Origin of the sequence: Streptomyces parvus (assembly GCF_014648875.1) — a bacterium.
GTDB lineage: Bacteria > Actinomycetota > Actinomycetes > Streptomycetales > Streptomycetaceae > Streptomyces > Streptomyces parvus.
Genome location: NZ_BMRY01000011.1, coordinates 210,735 through 229,924, shown reverse-complemented (window position 1 = coordinate 229,924; position 19,190 = coordinate 210,735). Strand labels below are relative to the sequence as shown.

Genomic DNA, 19,190 nt, shown 5'->3' with positions numbered 1-19,190 from the left:
TGCCCCGACCGTAGGGGAGTGTGACCTGGGTCGCATAGATGTCTACCGGCCAGTAAAGGAACTCGGCCCGTGGGGGAACAGCCGTACGGCGGTGCGATAGTGGGGGCTCATCAGCCACGGGCCGACCGGAGGAACTGCCGTGCACTACGAACTCGCCGACCGGCTGGTCATCGGGATCGCGTCCAGCGCTCTGTTCGACCTGACCGAGTCGGACGCCGTCTTCCGGGAGCAGGGCGAGGAGAGCTACCGCGCCCACCAGGAGAAGCACGTGGGCGACCCGCTACGCCCGGGCGCCGCGTTCCCCTTCATCCGCCGGCTGCTGTCGCTGAACGACCTCGGGGAGGTGAACGACCCGCTGGTCGAGGTGATCGTCCTGTCCCGCAACGACCCCGACACCGGGCTGCGGGTCATGCGCTCCATCGAGAGCCACCGGCTGCCCATCAGCCGGGCCATCTTCACGCAGGGCCGCTCGCCCCACCGGTTCATGCCCGCCCTCAACATGTCCCTGTTCCTGTCGGCGCACGAGGGGGACGTCCGGGAGGCGGTCGCCGCCGGACTGCCCGCCGGGCATGTCCTCGGCGCTCCCTACGAGGACGACGCGGACGACCACGACCTGCGGATCTCCTTCGACTTCGACGGGGTCCTCGCCACGGACGCCTCGGAGCAGGTGTTCCAGGAGGGCGGGATCGAGAAGTTCCGCGCTCATGAGGTCGCGAACGCCGCCGTTCCGCACGACGCCGGGCCGCTGCGGGACTTCCTGGCGAACGTGAACCGGATCCAGCAGCGGGAGGAGCAGGAGCGCGGGAAGAACCCCGACTACCGGATCCGCCTGCACGTCTCCATCGTCACGGCCCGCAACGCGCCCGCGCACGAGCGTGCGGTGCAGAGCCTCAAGGGGTGGGGAGTGACCGTCAACGACGCGTTCTTCCTCGGCGGCATCGACAAGGGCCGCATCATGGGCATCCTGAAGCCGCACATCTTCTTCGACGACCAGCAGGGCCACCTGGTGAGCACCTCGCGCACCACCCCGAGCGTGCACGTGCCGTTCGGGAAGCTCAACGAGTCGGCGGCCCCCGCGGTCCCGGACGCCTGAGCTCGTACGAGCACGGGCCGAGAGGGCTCAGCGGGCGCCCTCCGGCCGGTGAACCGTCACCTCCCCGTGGGCCGAGAGCGCGGCGGGCAGGTCGACGGGCGTGCGGCGCAAGGTGGCGTCGAGGAAGGACAGGGTCGCCCCTGCGGTGATCCGATGCCCCTCCGTACGGCCCAGGGAGCCCACGATCCCCGGGACCGGCGGCAGATAGAACGGGGCGTCGGTGAAGGTGAGGTGCGCGGCCCCGGGGACGGTCAGCCGGTAGCTCGTCGCGTCACTCCGTCCCAGCACCCGGGTGAGCCGGGGCAGATAGTCCGGGTCGGTACCCCGCCCGATCTCCTGGGTCAGCGCCAGCACCGGCTGCTCGAAGCGAGCACCGACGGGACCGTGCGGGAAGCCGTCCAGATCGACGACCGCGTCGAACCGGCGGTCCTGGCGGGCCGCCTGCAACGCGGCCGCGCCACCGATCGAATGCCCGGCGGCCGCGACCCTGCCGACGTCGAGCCGCCCGGCCAACCGCCCCTCGGCCTCGCTGCGTTCCAGCCGCTCCAGCCGGGTGAGCACCGCGCGCAGATCCGCCGCCCGCGTCCGGGTCCACTCCTCCGCCAGGGCCCGGTCCTTCGCCCGGTCGCCGGTGGCGGTGACCCGGGTGCGGAGGGTCCGCCCGTCCGAGAGGACCACGGCGGCGGAGTCGTACGGATGGTCGACGGCCGCCACGACATAGCCGCAGGAGGCGAGTTCCTCGGCCCAGGCCGTGTTCTGGGTGCGCACACCGCCCAGCCCGGGCGAGAACACGACGACGGGGAAGCGGCCGCCGCCGTCCGCGACCGGTGCGCCGGGCACCGCGTGGCTCCGGGCGCGCGGCAGGCCGTCGAGCAGGAAGCCGGGGACGCCCGTGTAGTCGGCCAGCGCCGCCGAGACCGTACGGGCCTCCGCCTCCGTACGCCCGAGGTACGGGGCGCGTCGGGCGTCCGGGGCGCTGCGCCCCGCCGGGTACCAGAGCTGCACCACGAGCGGACGCGGCCCGGCCGTACCCGGTTGCTTCTCCCGCTCGGTCCGCGTCGCGGGCACCGACCACTCCACCGTCTCGGTGCCCACCGGGAAGCGTCCCGACGGCGCGGGGAACTCCGGTACCGGAAAAGCCCACGCCGCCACCGGCCCCGTCGCGACGAGCACGGCGCACACCACCGACCCCGGCACCGCCAGCCACCACCGGGCTCGCCATGGTGCGCGGCCGGAGCGCCGGGCGAGCAGCGGGGCGAGGGCGAACCCGCCGACGACCGCCACCACGACGAGCACCGGGACCAGTTGCCAGCGCAGCCCCGTCACGACGAGGACGGTCACCGACCCGGCCAGCAACGCCCCGGCGGCGAGCGCGGCCGGGCCGCGCAGCCGGTCGGGGAGCCAGCGGGCCAGAACGAGGACGAGGGCGCCGAGCACCGTGAGGGCTTCCGGGGCGGACAACGGCAGCCCCGCGGTCGGTTCGGTCATGCTGCCATCGTCGGATCCGGCGGGGGCCCGGCACATCGGGCTCACGTCGCGCCCGTGTGCGACCTGAGACGCACACGGCGGCGGCGCATGTCATCCCGTACGCGTATCCCACCGCACCGACGGGATACGGCCGGGCCCCGCCGCAACGGGTGTTCGGCAGCGCAGAGTGGTCGTTCGGGGGTGTGGGAGAGTACATCCCCGCGGAACCGGGGGGTTCCGCGTACGGGGAGGGGTGGAGCATGGATCTGTTCGACGGGGAGCTGGGCGGACGGGACGACCAGGGGCTGGACACCGGAGGCGGCTGGTCATGGTGCGGCGTCATCACCGTCGGGATCTTCATCCTGCTCGCGGTGCTGATCAGCTGGATCTTCGGCCTCGTGGGCCGGATCTTCTGAGCGCCCGAGCGCCTGCCGGCCCGCCCCGCCATCGCAGCGTGGTGCCGGGGCGCGGGGTACGGTCGCCACCGGGGGCCGGTCGGCGTGCGTCCGGCCAACCGCCAGGTACGGCAAGCGGGCAGAGGAGAGCCATGAGCGTCGACGACGACGAGTTCCGCCGCAGCATCCGGTCCGACGTTCCCCACTCGGCGCGCGTCTGGAACGCGTGGCTGGGCGGCAAGGACCACTACCCGGTGGACCGGGAGCTGGCCGAGGCGGTGAGCGCGGCCTACCCGCAGATGGTCGACATCGCCCGGGCCTCCCGCGCCTTCCAGGTCCGCGCGATCCGCTATCTCGCCTCGGTGGGAGTACGCCAGTTCCTGGACGTCGGGACCGGCCTGCCGGTGGCGAACAGCACCCACGAGGTGGCGCAGAGCATCGCGCCGGAGTCCCGGATCGTCTACGTGGACAACGACCCGATCGTCCTCGCCCACGCGGAGGCGCTCCTGACCAGCGCACCCGAGGGCCGTACGGCCTATGTGGACGCCGATCTCTCCGCGACGGACGCGGTGGTGGACGAGGCGGCGAAGACCCTCGACCTGTCCGAGCCCGTCGCCGTCCTCCTGCTCTCGACCCTCGGGCACCTCGTGCCGGCCGAGGGCATCGAGGTCGTCCAGCGGTATCTGGCCCGGATGCCGTCGGGAAGCCATCTGGTGCTCTGCGACACGGTGAAGACCCCGCAGACGCTGGCGGCGCAGGAGGCGTACGCGTCGGGCGACAACCCGCCCTACCTCGTGCGGGAGCCGGAGGAGATCACCGGCTGCGCCGAGGGGCTGGAGCTGGTCGAGCCGGGCTTCGTCCCGATCGACCGCTGGCGGCCCGAGGAGGAGAACGCGGTGCCGGTCGACCAGCGGGGGCTCGTCGCCCGCAAGCCGTAGCCGACGGCCGTGGTCGGCAGCCGTAGCCGGCAGTCGTCGTACGGTGGGGCCGGGCGGGTGTGCCCGGACCCGTCCTCGTACGGTCAGTCGCCGCGCCGACGGGCGGCCGTGTCCTCGCGCAGTCGGCCGGTGTGCCGGGTCATCGCGACCACGCGGTCCGCCAACTCCCCGTGGCCCACAGTGAGATGGGGATGCAGTGCGGTGAGCGGGGTGACCAGGGCGGCGGCGTCGTCGGCGCCGAGCGCCTGTCGGAGCCGGTCCAGCGAGGCGTCCGCCGCGGCGGGGAGATCGGTCAGCGCCGTGATCCGCCCGGCGAGCGACCGCAGATCCGACGCGTTCTGCCGGGCCCACACGGTGATCGACCGGTCTCCCGCCCGGCGGTCCCGGGTCGCCCGGACCCGCTGCTCCCCGGTGCTGCCCTCGGAGCCGGGACGCAGGCGCAGATAGCGCCGCTCGGCCGCCTGCCGGCTCGCGACGCCCAGCGGGTCGGCCAGGTCGGCCCAGCTCGCTCCCGCAGCGCGGGCCGTCTCGATCAGGCCGGTCTCCCAGCCCGCGAGCTGCTCCCGCACCTCGCGCAACAGCTGGAGCGAGGCCAGGGCCTGGCTCCGCTCCGTGGCCGGTGGCGGGCCGGAGGCGGCGTCCCCGGTGTGGTCACGCGCGTCGCGGACCGCCTCGTCGATGGTCTGGAGGGCCGCCCACGCGGCAAGGAAGGAGACGGTGTCCGGGGCGGGGCGGTGGGGCGGTTCGGGCTGGGCCGGTGTGGACACGGGGGCTCCTCGGTCTGCTCGACGATCAGGTCATCCTTTCGGTGACATGGTCAGTTGTCATCGAATGGATGACATGCTACAACGGTGTCAGGTGAAAAGCGCGGGCTGTCCGCCCGATCGACTGGAGGTGTTTCCGTCATGCTGATGCGTACCGACCCCTTCCGTGAACTCGACCGGATCACCGAGCAACTCCTGCGCCCCGGCACCTGGTCGCGCCCCTCGGCGATGCCGATGGACGCGTATCGGGAGGGCGACGAGTACGTGGTGGCCTTCGATCTTCCCGGCGTCTCGCCGGACGCGATCGACATCGACGTCGAGCGGAACATGCTGACCGTCAAGGCCGAACGACGGCCGGCGGTGAACGCCGACAACGTGCAGATGGAGCTGTCCGAGCGTCCGCTGGGCGTCTTCTCCCGGCAGATCGTCCTCGCGGACACGCTCGACACCGAGCGCATCGACGCCGACTACGACGCGGGTGTGCTGACCCTGCGCATCCCGATCGCCGAGCGCGCCAAGCCCCGCAAGATCGCCATCGGCGGGGAGTCCCGGCGCAAGCAGATCAAGGGCTGACCGGGTCGGCCCGCGACAGCGGCGGGGTCCGGGACGGATCTCCCCTTCTTCCCCCGGTTCCGGCCCCGCCCGCACCACCCTGGGAGGCGGCTGCGGTGACCCTGCGATGGGAAGCGTTCCTGGACCGGGTCCAGGAACGCGGAGAGTACGAGACACACGGGGAGGCCGAACGCGCCGCGCGCGTCGTCCTGGCCCTCCTCGGCGCCCACCTGGTGGGCGGGGACCGGGCCGAACTGGCCGCCCGGCTCCCGGAGACCATGGCCCTGATCCTGCTCAACCCGCTCCAGGCCGTCGAACCGCTCTCCCCGGAACGGTTCGTGCGCGCCACCGCGGCCTGGATCGAGGGAGCCGGCGAACAGACGGCCCGGTGGGACGTCGGAGCCGTTCTCAGCGTCGCCGCCGAGGCGGCGGGCGAGGACCTCACCCGCCGCATCCTGCTTCAGCTGCCGCCCGGGTATGACGTGCTCTTCGGCGGGCATCCGAAGAGCACCTGACCTTGATCCACCGCTGTCCGCCCCCGCGCCGCTCGACGACGAGCCGCGGGGGCGGACAGCGCATCGACATGAGTAGTACGGACGAGAAGGGCTGCTGCCACGATGATCCACGAGCCTCGGAACGCCGGCGCACCGATGGACACGACCTATGGCCTGCTGTTGGAGAAGATCCGGTACGAGGGCGCCTACCCCACACGCGAACGCGCCGAGGAGAGCCTGCGTGCCGTGTTGGGCGCGCTCGGCCGCCAGATCACCGGTGACGAACGCGTCGCACTCGCCGCCGCCCTGCCCGAGGAAGCCGCCCGGGTGTTCACCGCGGAGGTCCCTGCCGTGAAGCAGCTCGCCGGTGCCGCCTTCGTCGCCGAGCTCGCCGAGCGCACCGGGGGCACCCCCGCGACCGCTCGGTGGGACGCGGGTGTGGTCCTCAGCCAGATCGCCGCGCTGGTCGGCGACGACCTCGTCGCCGAGGTCGTCAGCTGCCTGCCGCCCGGTTACGCACTCCTTTTCGGCCGCGCGGAACTCCTCGCCCAGGCGGCCTGATCCGACCGTACGGGCCCGCCCGCTCCTGTTCGGAGCGGGCGGGCCCAAAGACCGTACTGGGGACTACTTGAGGCCGCTGTTGATGGCCGTCACGAGTTCGCCGTTGGCCGTGTCTCCGTTGAACTCCCAGAAGAACGCGCCACCCAGGCCCTGGCTCTTGGCCCACGCCATCTTGGTACCGACGGTCGCCGGGGTGTCGTAGCTCCACCAGTCGTTCCCGCAGTGGGCGTATGCCGTGCCCCCGACCGTGCCCGTGGCCGGGCACGTCGTCTTGAGGACCTTGTAGTACTGGTTGCCGGGCTCGATTCCGGCGGCTGGGCCCGTGGCGGTACCACCCGGAGCCGACTGCGTCACACCGGTCCAGCCACGGCCGTAGAAACCGATGCCGAGGAGCAGCTTGGAAGCCGGGACGCCCTTGGCCTTCAGCTTGGCGATGGCGTCCGCCGAGTTGAAGCCCTGTGTCGGGATGCCGGGGTACGAGGTCAGAGGGGAGTGCGGGGCCGTCGGGCCCTGCGCTGCCCAGGAGCCGAAGTAGTCGTACGTCATCACGTCGTACCAGTTGATGTACTGGGCGGCGCCCCCGTAGTCGGCGGCGTCGAGCTTGCCCCCGTTGGAGCCGTCCGCGGTGATGGCAGCGGTGAGCAGGTTGTTCGGGCCGAACGCGGCCCGCATGGCCTGCATCATGTTCTTGAACGCCGCCGGGCCGCTGGTGTCACAGGTCAGACCGCAGGCGTTGGGGTACTCCCAGTCCAGGTCGATGCCGTCGAAGACATCGGCCCAGCGGGGGTCCTCGACCAGGTCGTAGCAGGACTGGGCGAACGCGGTCGGGTTCTGGACGGCCTGGCCGAAGCCGCCGGACCAGGTCCAGCCGCCGAAGGACCAGAGGATCTTGATGTGCGGGTACTGAGCCTTCAGCTTGCGCAGCTGGTTGAAGTGGCCCCTCAGCGGCTGGTCCCACGCGTCGGCCTTGCCGTCGACCGACTGGGCGGCGGTGTAGGACTTCTCGTAGTCCTCGTACGCGTCGCCGATGGTGCACTTGCCGTTCTGCACGTTGCCGAACGCGTAGTTGATGTGCGTGATCTTGTCGGCGGAGCCTGAGGTGACGAGGTTCTTCGCCGTGTAGGAACCCCAGTTGGTGAAGTAGCCCAGGTTGATCTTCCCGTTGCCACCGGGGTTCTCGCCGCCACCGCCGCCGGTGGTGCGTACGGAGGTGGAGGCGGAGGCCGGGCTGGTCTGGTCGGCGGTGTCGCGAGCCACCACGGCGTAGCTGTAGTCCGTGCCCGCGCTCAGGTCGGTGTCGGTGTACGTGGTACCGGTGACCGTTGCGACCGTGGAACCGTTGCGCTTGACGTCGTAGTTCTTGACGCCCTTGTCGTCCGTCGCGGCCGCCCAGGACAGCTTCACCGAAGAGTTGGTGATGTCGCTCGCGGTGGGCTTGCCCGGAGCGGAGGGAGCGTTGTCACCGGGGTTGGTGGAGCCGCCGTCGCAGGGGTTGCCGTTGAGCTTGCAGCCGGAGGGCGCGCCGGAGCCGGAACCGTTGAAGCCGAAGGAGACGGATGCGCCGGGGGCCAGGGTGCCGTTCCAGCCGAGGTTCTTGGCGGTCCAGTGGTTCGCGGAGTTGGTGACGGTGGCGTCCCAGGCGGAGGTGACCTTGGTGTTCGCCGGGAAGTCCCACTCGACGGTCCAGGTGCTGAGCGTGGTGGTGCCGGTGTTCTTCACCGTCCACTTGCCCTCGAAGCCGCTACCCCAGTCGGAGGCCTTGGTGTATACGGCGGTGGCCGAGGCGGCAGCCTCCGCCGGGGACGCGAGGCCCACCATGGCGGCCAGTGGCACGAGAAGTGCAGTAGCTCCCGCGACGGCCTTGGACCGCTTGCGGGGGGAGGCGCTCTGCGGGGATCTGGTACGGCGCCATCGTATTTCTGTACTCAAGGCTGCTCCATGAGTGGCTCAGAAGGCAGGGGAATCCCTGGCCCGTCAACCCTGCGGGGCCATGAGCACATGGTCCTGTCCGCGGCCGCGCAGTGTTGCCGCGACCCTAGGAAGGCCTAGACCAATCGTCAAGAGGTCTGGACCAAGGAAAGGTGGGCCTTGAGTAGGGGCCGAAGCTCTTCCGGGGCCTTTCGCTCGGACCCGAACGAGAGGCCCCGGAAGGGGAACTACTGGCGGATCGTCACCGGTTCGATCTCCGCGTTGTTGTGCCGGCGCGCCCAGTTCTCCAGGGCGACCCGGCAGGCGTGGTCGAGGTGGCGCAGTCCGGTGAGGTCCAGCTCTATGGGCTGGTCCTGCGGGAGCTTCTCCAACTGCTCCAGGATGCGGGGCAGCCGGAGGAAGGTGGCGTTCCCCGTGAGGGTCACCACGACCCGGCCGCCGGTGAGCTCATGGGTGGTGAGCTGGACGTGCGAGGTCTCCCAGGCCGACTTGACCACCGCCAGCAGCAGACCGAGCACGACCCCCTCGAAGAGGTTGGTCACCACGATGGCGATCGCGGTGATCGCCAGCAGGACGGCCTCCCCGCGGTGTTCGCGCCAGAGCGGGCCGAACTCCTTGGCGGGCACCAGCTTGCACCCGGCGTGCACGAGGACTCCGGCGAGCGCGGCCAGCGGGATGATCCCGACGGCGGCGGGCAGGAGCGCGGCGAAGAGCAGCAGCCACAGACCGTGGGCGACCCGGGAGAGCGCGGTGGTCGCCCCGGCCTGGACGTTGGCGGCGCTGCGGACGATGACCGCGGTCATCGGCAGGGCGCCGAGCGCGCCGCAGATGGTGTTGCCGACGCCCTGGGCCACCAGCTCCTTGTCGTAGTCGGTACGGGGGCCGTCGTGCATCCGGTCGATGGCCGCCGCGCTGAACAGGCTCTCCGCCGAGGCGATGAGGGCGAAGGCCAGGACGGTGCCGATGACCGCCACATCGGCGAGCCGGGAGAACTCCGCGCCGCCGGGCAGATCGATGGCGTTCAGCAGCCCGTTGACATCGGCCACGGCGGGCCGCAGTCCGGCCAGTGAGGCGACGGCGGTGGCCAGGGCGACCGCTGCGAGGGGCGCCGGGACGATCCGGGCCCGGGCCGGGAGCTTCGGCCACAGCAGCAGCACCGCGATGGTTCCCGCGCCGAGGCCGAAGGCGGTCAGGGCCTCCTGGTTCGTGACGATGTCGACGGCGAGACCGGGGAGCCCGGCCAGCTTGGCGAGACCGCTGCCCGGCTGTTCGAGGTCGGCCAGGGCGTACACCTGGCCCAGCACGATGATCAGGCCGATGCCGGCGAGCATGCCCTGCACCACGGAGACGGAGATGGCGCGGAACCAGCGTCCGAAGCGCGCCAGGCCCAGCACGACCTGGAGCAGTCCGGCCGCGAGCACGATCGGGCCGAGCGTGCTCAGACCGAATTCCTTCACGGCTTCGAAGACGAGGACGGTGAGTCCGGCGGCGGGGCCGCTGACCTGGAGTCTGCTCCCGGGCAGGAGGCCGACGACGAGTCCGCCGACGATGCCGGTGACCAGGCCCAGTTCGGCCGGTACCCCGGAGGCGACGGCGACGCCGACGCACAGCGGCAGTGCGACCAGGAAGACGACGAGTGACGCCAGCAGGTCACGTCGTACGACGTGGGGGTTCTTGAGTTCCTTCGCGGAAATCACGATGGCTTCCCTTGTGGGTACGGTCGCGCCCGGCCGGGGCCGAGCGCGGGGACGTGGGGGGAGGGAGAGCCGTCAAAGGCGGGCGAACTCGGTGCCGCGCTCGGGTCGGTGGACGCTGACGGAGCCGGTGTGCACTTCGTAGTACCAGGCGTGCAGGCCGAGGGAGCCCTCGGCGAGCCGCTCGCGCACCGCGGGATAGCCCCGCAGGGTGTCGAGCTGGGTGAGGGCGTGCGCCTGGACGGCACCGGGGAGGTCTCCGGGGTCGTCGGGGGGTGTGCGGCCGTCCGTCGAGCGCTCCAGCCAGTGGCGCACGGCGGGCATGGCGGAGAGGTCGTCGCCGCGGAGGATCGCGCCCACCGCGCCGCAGTGGGAGTGCCCGCAGACGATGATGTCGCGCACCTGGAGCACGCACAGCGCGTACTCGATGGTGGCGGCCTCGCCGGTGGGCCGGTCCTGGCCCGGATAGGGCGGAACGATGTTGCCCGCGGTACGGAGTTCGAAGAGCTGACCCGGGCGGGCGCCGGTGATCAGCGAGGGGACGACACGCGAGTCCGAGCACGTGACGAAGAGTGCTTCGGGGGTCTGGCCGTCCGCGAGACGTTCAAAGTCCTTTGCGTTCGCGGCGACGTGCTCGGTGAATGTCCGGGCGTGTTCTACGAGGGACTGCATGGTGGCCTGCCTCCTGCATCCGGCGGTGCCGGGGAGCGGTGTGGTCGGGTCATATTGACGAATGCGTTAGTTGTGTCCGTATACGTGTTCGGAATAGATGAAGGGATCCTCACCTTGGGGTTTGCCGGACGGTAGCCGTCGTGAGGCCCGCTCCGGCCGCTCCGCACGGATACGACTACAGCTGAGCATATAGAACAGAACTTTGCTATCGCATTACCTTCTCGTGAAGGAACGTAAATGCGCCACTCAAGTCATTCATTCGGCTTGTTCTTTGTGATAGCCAATGGGTGGAGCGTGTGAAGAGTTTCGAGAGGTGGGCCTGCGTCGTCAGATGCGCCGGCCGTGCGCGAAGAAGTGCGGCTCGGGTTCGCCCGCCGGGTGGTCCGGGGTGAACAGCGCGCTGTGCGTCCACTCCACGGCGACCCCCGCCCGTGCTACCAGGGCGGTGAACTCCTCGGCGCCGAAGCTGGAGACCCGGACCGGCTGCCCCATGAACACCGCGTCGACCCCCGCGACGTCCACCGGCACCGTCGCGGCGGCCAGCAGCCCGCCGGCCCGCAGGGACCGCACGAGCCGCTCCAGCAGTTCGGTCTGCTCGCCGCGCTCCAGTTGCAACAGGGAGAAGTACACGCAGACGGCGTCGAACTCGCCCTCCGCCAGAGGGAAATCACGGATGTCCGCGCACCGGAACTCGGCCCCCGGAACCTGCCGGGCCGCCAGTGCGGTCATCACCGGCGACACATCGACGCCCAGCACCCGGTGCCCCGCGTCCGCCAGGGTCTGTGCCGTCGGCCGGCCCGTCCCGCTGCCCACGTCCAGCACCCGGCTGCCCGGGGCGAGGCCGGCCAGCAGCCGCTCCAGCGACTCCCGGTGGGCGGCCGAAGCGGCGAAGGCCTGTTCGTACTCCGCGCCCAGCGCGTCGAACACGGCCGCGGCCGGACTTCCGTGACCCTCGGCAGCACGTCCCTGGCTGTCACCCATCGAGGCGGTCCTTCCGTGGTCCGGCGGCCGGCCGGGAACCATGTGCCCGGCCGCTGTGAGCGTCCCCCGGCGAGCGCCTGAGTATGCCGGTCCCGCACTCCTGAGTACGTTCTCCGATGTTCCGGGCCGCCCGGCCGCTGTTCGATGGCCGTATGACCACCGAAGCGCCGCGCCGCCCCCGTATCGAGCACGTCACCACCGCAGGGTCCGCCCTGGCCGTCACGCTGCTCCCGCTGGTGGTCGGCGTGCTGCTGGCCAAGACCATGGCGGCGGACCCGATGACCTCGGTGAACGCGCTCGTCACCAACGGGCACCGCCCGCGGGTCTCGCCGAAGGAGTGGCGCCGGTGCGGCGGTCACGCCCTGCGTCGGCTGCGGACCGCCGAGCGCCCCTCCTTCGCCCGCATCGGAACGCGCTGACGCCGCCCGGCCGGAGAGGTCCGGCCGGACGGCGTCGGTACGGGTGCTCGCACGTGCGTGCGTACGGGAGCGGGTGCGGGCGTGGATCCGGGCCCGGGGCGCCGGGTCAGCCGACCGGCTGGACCGGCCGTTCCCCGTCCGAGGACGGTCGCTCGAACTGGGTGCGGTACAGCTCCTCGTACCGTCCGCCGGCCGCCAGCAGTTCCGTGTGCGTGCCGCTCTCGACGACCCGGCCCGCCTCCAGCACCAGGATCCGGTCGGCCGCCCGTACGGTCGAGAGGCGGTGGGCGATCACCAGGGCGGTCCGGCCCGACAGCGCCTCGGCCAGCGCCTCCTGCACGGCCGCCTCCGAGGTGGAGTCGAGGTGCGCGGTCGCCTCGTCGAGGATCACGACCCGCTGACGGGCCAGCAGCAGCCGGGCGATGGTGAGCCGCTGGCGCTCCCCGCCGGAGAGCCGGTAGCCGCGCTCGCCGACCACCGTGTCGAGCCCGTCGGGCAGCGAGGCGATCAGGCCGTCGAGCCGGGAGCGGCGCAGCGCGTCCCAGATCTCGTCCTCGGCGGCGTCGGGCCGGGCGATCAGCAGGTTGGCGCGCACCGACTCGTGGAAGAGGTGTCCGTCCTGGGTGACCATGCCGAGGGTGTCCCGGATCGAGTCGGCGCTCAGATCGCGTACGTCGACACCGTTCAGCCGTACGGAACCGGCGTCCGCGTCGTACAGCCGGGGCAGCAACTGCGCGATCGTCGACTTGCCCGCGCCCGAGGAGCCCACCAGGGCGATCGTCTGGCCCGGTTCGGCCCGGAAGGACACCTGGTGCAGGACCGGTTGCCCGCCCCGGTCGTCGAGGGTGGCGACCTCCTCCAGCGAGGCCAGGGAGACCTTCTCGGCGGTGGGGTAGCCGAAGGACACCTCGTCGAACTCCACGGAGACCGGCCCTTCGGGCACCCGGCGGGCGTCCGGCTTCTGCTCGATCAGCGGCTTCAGGTCCAGGATCTCGAAGACCCGCTCGAAGCTGACGAGCGCGCTCATCACCTCGACCCGGGCCCCCGCGAGGGCCGTGAGCGGCGCGTACAGCCGGGTCAGCAGCAGCGCCAGCGCGACCACGGCGCCCGGGTCCAGGCTGCCGCGCAGGGCGTAGAAGCCGCCGAGCCCGTAGACCAGGGCCAGCGCCAGGGCGGAGACCAGGGTGAGGGCGGTGATGAACGCCGACTGGGCCATCGCCGTACGGACACCGATGTCACGCACCCGGTCGGCGCGGGCGGCGAACTCGGCCGACTCGTCCGAGGGCCGGCCGAAGAGCTTGACGAGCGTCGCACCGGGGGCGGAGAACCGCTCGGTCATCTGGGTGCCCATCGCGGCGTTGTGGTCGGCCGCCTCCCGCTGGAGTCCCGCCATCCGGGCCCCCATCCGGCGGGCCGGTACGACGAACACCGGGAGCAGCACCAGTGAGAGCAGGGTGATCTGCCAGGAGATCGTGAGCATCACCGCGAGCGTCAGCAGCAGCGTGACGAGGTTGGAGACGACGCCGGAGAGCGTGTTGCTGAAGGCCCGCTGCGCGCCGATCACGTCGTTGTTGAGCCGGCTGACCAGGGCGCCGGTCCGGGTCCGGGTGAAGAAGGCCACCGGCATCTTCTGCACATGGTCGAAGACGGCGGTGCGCAGGTCCAGGATCAGGCCCTCGCCCAGCGTCGCCGACAGCCAGCGGGTGAGCAGACCGAGACTCGCCTCGACGACGGCGATGAGCGCGATGAGCAGGGCGAGCCGGGTGACCGTGCCGGTGTCCTCACCGTTCACGATCGCGTCGACGACCTTCCCGGCCAGCAGCGGAGTGGCCACCGCGAGCAGCGCGGTCAGGACGCTGAGCAGCAGGAAGCGGTAGATCCGCCGTCGGTGGGGCCGGGCGAAGAGCATGATGCGGCGCAAGGACGCCCGGGAGAAGGGCCGGCGGTCCTCCTGGGCGTTCATCGCGCTGTGCAGCGAATGCCACGCCGTGACTTCCATGTCCATGGGGGCGCTCCGAAATCGATGGCCCCCGGATCGCCCGACGGCCTGCGGACCCCGTCGGCCGTGCGGCCCCGGGTTCACTGAGAACGCTAAAACCTGAAGTTTGCTTGATGTCAAGACCGGTGGGCGTGCCGGGAGCGGGGGTGCGAGCCTGGCGTTGACGGCCTGGACGAGCGGATGAGGGAGAAGCGGCGTGCGTATCGATCTGACGGGCAGGAACGCGGTGGTGACCGGCTCCTCGCAGGGCATCGGCCTCGCCATCGCCACCGGGCTGGCCGGGGCGGGCGCCGGGGTCGTCCTGACCGGGCGGACCCAGGGACGGCTGGACGAGGCGGCGCGGTCGGTGCGTGCCACGGTGCCGGACGCGTCCGTGGCCACCGTGGCCTGCGACCTGACCACCGAGGAGGGCGCCGGGCTGCTGTACGCGGCCGTCCCCGCAGCCGACGTCCTCGTCAACAACCTCGGCATCTTCGGATCCCGGCCGCCGCTGGAGATCACCGACGCGGAGTGGAAGAGCTACTTCGACACGAACGTGCTCAGCGCCGTGCGCCTCGTCCGCCACTACCTTCCCGGGATGACCGGGCAGGGCTGGGGCCGGGTGCTGAACATCGCCAGCGACTCCGCGATCGTGATCCCCGCCGAGATGATCCACTACGGCATGTCGAAGACCGCGCTCCTCGCCGTCTCCCGGGGCTTCGCCAAGGAGGCCGCGGGCACGGGTGTGACGGTGAACTCCGTGATCGCGGGCCCGACGCACACCGGCGGTGTGGAGGACTTCGTGTACGAGCTGGTCGACAAGGAGCTGCCCTGGGACGAGGCGCAGCGGGAGTTCATGCGGCTGCACCGGCCGCAGTCCCTGCTCCAGCGGCTCATCGAGCCGGAGGAGATCGCGAACCTGGTCGTCTACCTCAGCTCCGCGCAGGCCTCGGCGACGACCGGGGCGGCCGTGCGGGTCGACGGCGGCTACGTGGACTCGATCCTGCCCTGACCGGGTGCGGGGGCGCCCCGCTGCCGGTCGGAGCGGTCATGCGGGGCTGGCATGATCGAGGGATGAACGAGAGCATCATCGCCGCGTGTGACGGGGCGTCGAAGGGAAATCCGGGACCGGCCGCCTGGGCGTGGGTCGCGGCCGACGCGCAGGGCAACCCGGTGCGCTGGGAGGCCGGTCCGCTCGGCACCGCGACGAACAACGTCGCCGAGCTCACCGCCCTGGCGGAGCTGCTGGAGTCCACCGACCCGGCGGTGCGCGTCGAGGTGCGGATGGACTCGCAGTACGCCATGAACGCCGTGACCAAGTGGCTGCCGGGCTGGAAGCGGAACGGCTGGAAGACCTCCGGCGGCAAGCCCGTCGCCAACCGCGAGCTGGTCACCCGCATCGACGCCCTGCTCGCCGACCGCTCGGTGACGTTCCGCTACGTTCCGGCCCACCAGGTGGACGGCGACCCGCTCAACGCGATCGCCGACCAGGCGGCCAGCGAGGTGGCGGTCACCCAGCTTCCGGCCGGTACGGCGCACGGCGCGACGGCTCTGCCGGTGCCCGCGCCCGCGCGGTCCACGAAGGGGCGGACGGAGGCGTCCGGGGCGTCGGGCGGCGGCTCGGGCGGTGCGAAGGGGAGGGGCGCCGGGGGCGCGTCCCGGAGCGGGCGGTCCGGCGGCACGATCAAGGCGCGCTTCGCCGGCCGGTGCCACTGCGGCAAGCCGTACGCGGCCCAGGAGCCGATCGCGAAGAACCCGAACGGCTGGGGTCACCCGGAGTGCCGTACGGCCCCCGCCTGACCGGTCGGGGAGATCACGGAGGGAATCTCAGAGGTCGGCCCAGACGAGCCGGCCCGCCAGCGCGGCGCGGGTGCCCCAGCGGGCCGCCAGCGCGTCGACGAGCAGGAGGCCCCTGCCGTCCTCGGAGAGGCGGCCGAGCGCCTCGTCGCCTTCGAGGTCGGCCGCCGCCGGGACCTGGCCGACGGGAAGGCCCGCCGAGTCGGCCGGGGAGGCCGGGGCCGGGATCCGGGCCCGGCCGCGGTTCCACACGCAGATGCGCACGCCCTCCGTGGAGCGCAGGAGCCGACAGCGGATCCGCCGGGTGCTGGTGTGCTGCACCGCGTTGGTGACCAGTTCGGTCACTATCAGAGCCGCCGCCTCGATCCGCTCGGCCGGTTCGCCCCAGGCGTGCATGGCCTCCTGGACCCGGTGCCGGGCCTCCGGCACACCCCCGGGCAATCGGGGAACCCACCAGCTGTGTGCACCTCGGGCACCTCGGACACCTCCGTCATCGGGGGCACGCTCCGCGCAACTGACTATTTCCGACATGTATGCACTCTCGACGCAAAACACATACTTTGCAAGCGACAGAGTGTGTAAAGCTCCGCCTCGGGGCTCGACGGAGAAGGTATGCGCATGCGAGCCCGGTCCGGCCCCACCGTGGAACACCGCGTCCTCGCGGTCCGCCTCCGCATGCTGCGGGAACGCGCGGGCGTCAGCCTGCGGGCCGCCGCCGAGGCGCTGGACGCGCACCCCGCCACCGTGCGGCGCATCGAACGCGCCGAGACCGGACTCGACGCCCGGCAGGTCGGAGAACTGCTGCGCTGCTACGGCGTGCCGCCCGCCGTGGCCGGACCCATCATGGCCGGGCTCGCGGCCGCGAACCTGCCCGGCTGGTGGCACCGCTGGCGGGACACCATGGAGACCTGGCAGCAGGAGGTCATCGGCGTGGAGTCCTCGGCGAGCCTCGTGCGGACCTGGCACCCGGCGCTCGTGCCCGAACTGCTGCGCACCCCCGCGTACGCCGCCGCGCTGTACCGCACGCAGTACCCCGAGGACAGCCCCGCCCGCCGGGAACGCCGGGTCGAGCTGCTGCGCGAGCGCCGCCGCCGGCTGTGCGGGCGCGGGGCCGCCCTCTGGGCCCTGTTCCCGGCGGCGGCCCTCCACACACGGGTCGGCGACCGGGAGACCATGGAGGGGCAGCGGGCCGCGCTGGCCGGGGCGATGAAGGAGCAGCACGTCACCGTCCAGGTGGTGCCCCTCGACCACCCGCCGCACCCCCTGACCGGCGTACCGCCCCTGCACATCCTCCGGGTGCCCGCACCCGAGATCGGGGACCAGGCGGTCCTGGAGACCCCGGGCGTCCGGGTCGACCTCATCGACGACCCCGAGGCCGTCACGGCCCACCGCATCCGGCTCGACGCCGCGTGCGCCGCCGCGCCCCGCCCCGGAACCCCGCTGCCGGAGTGACCGTGTCCGGCCCGCCGCCGGGATGCGGCGGGCCCCGGTCCCGTACAGCGTGGGGGAGTGGTGCGGCAGCGCAGGGCCAGGTGGATCCCGTTGGGGGTCATCGTGCTGGGCGTCGTGCTGGACCTGGTGACCCCGACGGACGTCACCTCGGCGCCCCTGCTGATGGCGGCCCCGGTCGCCGCCGCGCCGCTGCTGAGCCTGCGCGGCATCGTCGCGATCGGGGCGCTCGCCATGGCCGTCCACGCGGTCCTCGCCTGGCACGACGGCTCCTTCGGCTGGCAGCGCGGCGTGGCCAACCAGCTCACCCTTCTGGCCGTAACCGTGCTGGCCGTCCTCATCAACCGTTCCCTGGAGGGCCGGGACGCCCGGACCCGGCGCGCCCGCCACATCGCCGCCGTGGCCCAGAGCGCCGTCCTGCCCCGGCCCCCTTCGCGCCTCGGAGAGCTCCGGATCGCCGCCCGGTACGTGCCGGCCGAGAACGAGGCCATGATCGGCGGCGACCTCTACGTCGTCCAGGACACCCCGCACGGGGTGCGCGTGATGGTCGGGGACGTGCGCGGCAAGGGCCTGGGCGCGGTCAGCGCGGTCTGCGCGGACCTCGGGGCCTTCCGGTACGCGGCGGACGAGGCGGAGGACCTGCCCGGCCTCGTCGCCGCGCTGGAGCGGGCCCTGCTGCGCGAGGGCGGCAGACGCGGCGGCCAGGAGCAGGAAGAGGGGTTCACCACCGCGCTGGTCGCCGAGTTCGCCGATGACCTCAGCGCCGTACGGGTCGTCAACCGGGGCCATCCTCCGCCGGTGCTCCTGGACGCCCAGGGCCGGGCCACCGTCCTCGAACCCTCCGAGGAGGCGCCCCCGCTCGGCATGAGCGGCCTGGGGACCTGGTCGTGCCCGGTCGACACGTTCCCGTTTCCGCCCGGTGCCACCCTCATCTGCTACACGGACGGGGTCACCGAGGCCCGCGACGAGTCCGGGGTGTTCTACGACGCGTCCGTCCGGCTGCCCTTCCTCGTCCACCACCGCGCGCTGGTCGGCTACCCGGCCTCCCCGGCGCAGATCCTCCACCTGCTGATCGAGGACGTCGGGCACCACACCGGGGGCCGGATCCAGGACGACCAGGCCCTCCTCGCCCTCCACCGCCCCCCTGTCCCCCCGTACGCGTAGCCGGCCCTACGTCCTCCGGCGGCCGGTTCTGTCCGCCCGCTACGTGTTTGAGGCGCCGTTCGTCGGTCACCCGCACGGAAGACACGTACGGCAACCGACTGACGACGTCACGACATTCGGGAGTGAGCAGAGTTGAGCAGCACCGAGAACTGGCGCCTGCACGCCGCCTGCCGCGAGGAGGACCCGGACCTGTTCTTCCCCATCGGGAGCACCGGCCCCGCGGTCGTCCAGACCGAGGAGGCCAAGGCCGTCTGCCGGACCTGCCCCGTCCAGACCGCGTGTCTGGAGTGGGCCCTGGAAAACGGCCAGGACTCCGGGATCTGGGGCGGCCTGTCCGAGAACGAGCGCCGCGCCCTGAAGCGCCGCAGTCGCAGGCGGGCGGAGGCCCGGGGGCGCGGCACGGCCTGACCCGTACCCGCCGCGGGGTTCCGCCGCCCGGAGCGGTGTTCGTGATCCGGGAGCGAATGGGTACACGATGAGCCATGGACACCACCGCTTGGCTCGTTCTCGGCGCCGTGGCCGCGCTGATCATGCTGGCCCTGGCCCTCGTGCTGCTGGTCCGCGTTTTCAGGGCCAGGAAACTGCTGGTCGACGCCGGGATCCCGCTGCGCAGCAAGGCGCTCGTGTGGGCGGCCGTCATCTACACCGTGTCACCGGTCGATCTACTGCCCGACCCCGTCTACCTCGACGACATCGGCTTCCTGCTGGTCGCCCTGCGCTCCCTGCACTCGGCCGCGTCGGCGGCCGGCCTGCGTACGGGGGCGGGTGCGAGGGTCAGGACCGGTGACCGGGCCAAGACCCCTGCGGCGCCGGTGGAGCGCCGCCCCGACGCCGTGGGCTAGG

General features: G+C 72.1%; 21 protein-coding genes. 13 read left to right on the top strand and 8 right to left on the bottom strand.

Annotated elements, in window-relative coordinates; genetic code table 11:
• Window positions 1–139 precede the first annotated feature (139 nt).
• Window positions 140–1,093, top strand: coding sequence for a 5'-nucleotidase (locus tag IE140_RS29465; protein WP_150194160.1), 954 nt, complete (start codon window positions 140–142; stop codon window positions 1,091–1,093).
• A 27-nt stretch (window positions 1,094–1,120) separates the two neighbouring features.
• On the opposite strand, the gene IE140_RS29460 is transcribed toward IE140_RS29465, so the two are convergent.
• Window positions 1,121–2,581 carry an alpha/beta hydrolase family protein gene (locus tag IE140_RS29460; RefSeq protein ID WP_150194162.1) on the bottom strand — a complete coding sequence of 487 codons (1,461 nt, stop codon included), beginning with the start codon at window positions 2,579–2,581 and terminating at the stop codon, window positions 1,121–1,123.
• Between the two features lie 239 nt (window positions 2,582–2,820).
• On the opposite strand from IE140_RS29460, the gene IE140_RS29455 reads away from it, so the two are divergent.
• Window positions 2,821–2,976: a hypothetical protein gene (locus IE140_RS29455; RefSeq protein ID WP_010069856.1), complete on the top strand. Its 156-nt coding sequence runs from the start codon at window positions 2,821–2,823 to the stop codon at window positions 2,974–2,976.
• Between the two features lie 131 nt (window positions 2,977–3,107).
• On the top strand, window positions 3,108–3,893 hold the full coding sequence (locus tag IE140_RS29450) for an SAM-dependent methyltransferase (protein ID WP_150194164.1): 786 nt from the start codon (window positions 3,108–3,110) through the stop codon (window positions 3,891–3,893).
• A gap of 83 nt (window positions 3,894–3,976) precedes the next feature.
• Here IE140_RS29450 and IE140_RS29445 read toward each other — a convergent pair whose 3' ends face one another.
• Window positions 3,977–4,660: an HSP18 transcriptional regulator gene (locus IE140_RS29445; protein ID WP_150194166.1), complete on the bottom strand. Its 684-nt coding sequence runs from the start codon at window positions 4,658–4,660 to the stop codon at window positions 3,977–3,979.
• Window positions 4,661–4,798: 138 nt separating this feature from the next.
• On the opposite strand from IE140_RS29445, the gene IE140_RS29440 reads away from it, so the two are divergent.
• The 3 genes from IE140_RS29440 to IE140_RS29430 all read left to right on the top strand — a co-directional run bounded on the left by IE140_RS29440 (window position 4,799) and on the right by IE140_RS29430 (window position 6,264).
• Window positions 4,799–5,230 (top strand): Hsp20/alpha crystallin family protein, encoded by a 432-nt coding sequence (locus tag IE140_RS29440; protein ID WP_010069853.1) that lies wholly within the window; start codon window positions 4,799–4,801, stop codon window positions 5,228–5,230.
• A 95-nt stretch (window positions 5,231–5,325) separates the two neighbouring features.
• Window positions 5,326–5,724, top strand: coding sequence for a DUF2267 domain-containing protein (locus IE140_RS29435; RefSeq protein ID WP_150194168.1), 399 nt, complete (start codon window positions 5,326–5,328; stop codon window positions 5,722–5,724).
• Window positions 5,725–5,826: 102 nt separating this feature from the next.
• Window positions 5,827–6,264 (top strand): DUF2267 domain-containing protein, encoded by a 438-nt coding sequence (locus IE140_RS29430; RefSeq protein ID WP_010069851.1) that lies wholly within the window; start codon window positions 5,827–5,829, stop codon window positions 6,262–6,264.
• 63 nt (window positions 6,265–6,327) lie between these two features.
• Here IE140_RS29430 and IE140_RS29425 read toward each other — a convergent pair whose 3' ends face one another.
• The 4 genes from IE140_RS29425 to IE140_RS29410 all read right to left on the bottom strand — a co-directional run bounded on the left by IE140_RS29425 (window position 6,328) and on the right by IE140_RS29410 (window position 11,540).
• Window positions 6,328–8,193, bottom strand: coding sequence for a glycoside hydrolase family 18 chitinase (locus tag IE140_RS29425; RefSeq protein ID WP_150194170.1), 1,866 nt, complete (start codon window positions 8,191–8,193; stop codon window positions 6,328–6,330).
• Between the two features lie 227 nt (window positions 8,194–8,420).
• Entirely contained in the window at window positions 8,421–9,890 is a 1,470-nt protein-coding gene (locus tag IE140_RS29420) for a SulP family inorganic anion transporter (protein WP_100560877.1), read from the bottom strand.
• Window positions 9,891–9,962: 72 nt separating this feature from the next.
• Window positions 9,963–10,559, bottom strand: coding sequence for a carbonic anhydrase (locus IE140_RS29415; RefSeq protein ID WP_150194172.1), 597 nt, complete (start codon window positions 10,557–10,559; stop codon window positions 9,963–9,965).
• 327 nt (window positions 10,560–10,886) lie between these two features.
• Complete coding sequence (locus tag IE140_RS29410; RefSeq protein ID WP_150194174.1) at window positions 10,887–11,540, bottom strand: class I SAM-dependent methyltransferase; 654 nt, start codon at window positions 11,538–11,540, stop codon at window positions 10,887–10,889.
• A 152-nt stretch (window positions 11,541–11,692) separates the two neighbouring features.
• Between IE140_RS29410 and IE140_RS29405 the strand changes: the two genes are divergently transcribed.
• The gene (locus IE140_RS29405) at window positions 11,693–11,959 is read left to right on the top strand and encodes a hypothetical protein (protein WP_010069846.1); all 267 of its coding nucleotides are present in this window, start codon (window positions 11,693–11,695) and stop codon (window positions 11,957–11,959) included.
• Window positions 11,960–12,065: 106 nt separating this feature from the next.
• Here the strand turns inward: IE140_RS29405 and IE140_RS29400 are convergent, their stop codons facing one another.
• Window positions 12,066–13,964 carry an ABC transporter ATP-binding protein gene (locus IE140_RS29400; RefSeq protein ID WP_150194177.1) on the bottom strand — a complete coding sequence of 633 codons (1,899 nt, stop codon included), beginning with the start codon at window positions 13,962–13,964 and terminating at the stop codon, window positions 12,066–12,068.
• 190 nt (window positions 13,965–14,154) lie between these two features.
• Here IE140_RS29400 and IE140_RS29395 point away from each other — a divergent pair, with 190 nt between their 5' ends.
• Together IE140_RS29395 and IE140_RS29390 are read left to right on the top strand one after the other, a co-directional pair.
• Window positions 14,155–14,949 (top strand): SDR family NAD(P)-dependent oxidoreductase, encoded by a 795-nt coding sequence (locus tag IE140_RS29395; RefSeq protein ID WP_150194179.1) that lies wholly within the window; start codon window positions 14,155–14,157, stop codon window positions 14,947–14,949.
• A 62-nt stretch (window positions 14,950–15,011) separates the two neighbouring features.
• Complete coding sequence (locus IE140_RS29390) at window positions 15,012–15,737, top strand: ribonuclease H family protein (RefSeq protein WP_150194181.1); 726 nt, start codon at window positions 15,012–15,014, stop codon at window positions 15,735–15,737.
• 27 nt (window positions 15,738–15,764) lie between these two features.
• Here IE140_RS29390 and IE140_RS29385 read toward each other — a convergent pair whose 3' ends face one another.
• The gene (locus IE140_RS29385; RefSeq protein ID WP_229826942.1) at window positions 15,765–16,130 is read right to left on the bottom strand and encodes an ATP-binding protein; all 366 of its coding nucleotides are present in this window, start codon (window positions 16,128–16,130) and stop codon (window positions 15,765–15,767) included.
• 222 nt (window positions 16,131–16,352) lie between these two features.
• On the opposite strand from IE140_RS29385, the gene IE140_RS29380 reads away from it, so the two are divergent.
• The 4 genes from IE140_RS29380 (at window position 16,353) to IE140_RS29365 (ending at window position 19,189) form a co-directional block, all read left to right on the top strand.
• Window positions 16,353–17,186, top strand: coding sequence for a helix-turn-helix domain-containing protein (locus IE140_RS29380; protein ID WP_150194203.1), 834 nt, complete (start codon window positions 16,353–16,355; stop codon window positions 17,184–17,186).
• 57 nt (window positions 17,187–17,243) lie between these two features.
• Entirely contained in the window at window positions 17,244–18,347 is a 1,104-nt protein-coding gene (locus IE140_RS29375) for a PP2C family protein-serine/threonine phosphatase (protein ID WP_150194185.1), read from the top strand.
• Between the two features lie 132 nt (window positions 18,348–18,479).
• Window positions 18,480–18,755 (top strand): WhiB family transcriptional regulator, encoded by a 276-nt coding sequence (locus tag IE140_RS29370; protein ID WP_032766096.1) that lies wholly within the window; start codon window positions 18,480–18,482, stop codon window positions 18,753–18,755.
• 74 nt (window positions 18,756–18,829) lie between these two features.
• Window positions 18,830–19,189, top strand: a complete 360-nt coding sequence (locus tag IE140_RS29365) for a YkvA family protein (protein WP_150194188.1) — start codon at window positions 18,830–18,832, stop codon at window positions 19,187–19,189.
• Window position 19,190: the final 1 nt, after the last annotated feature.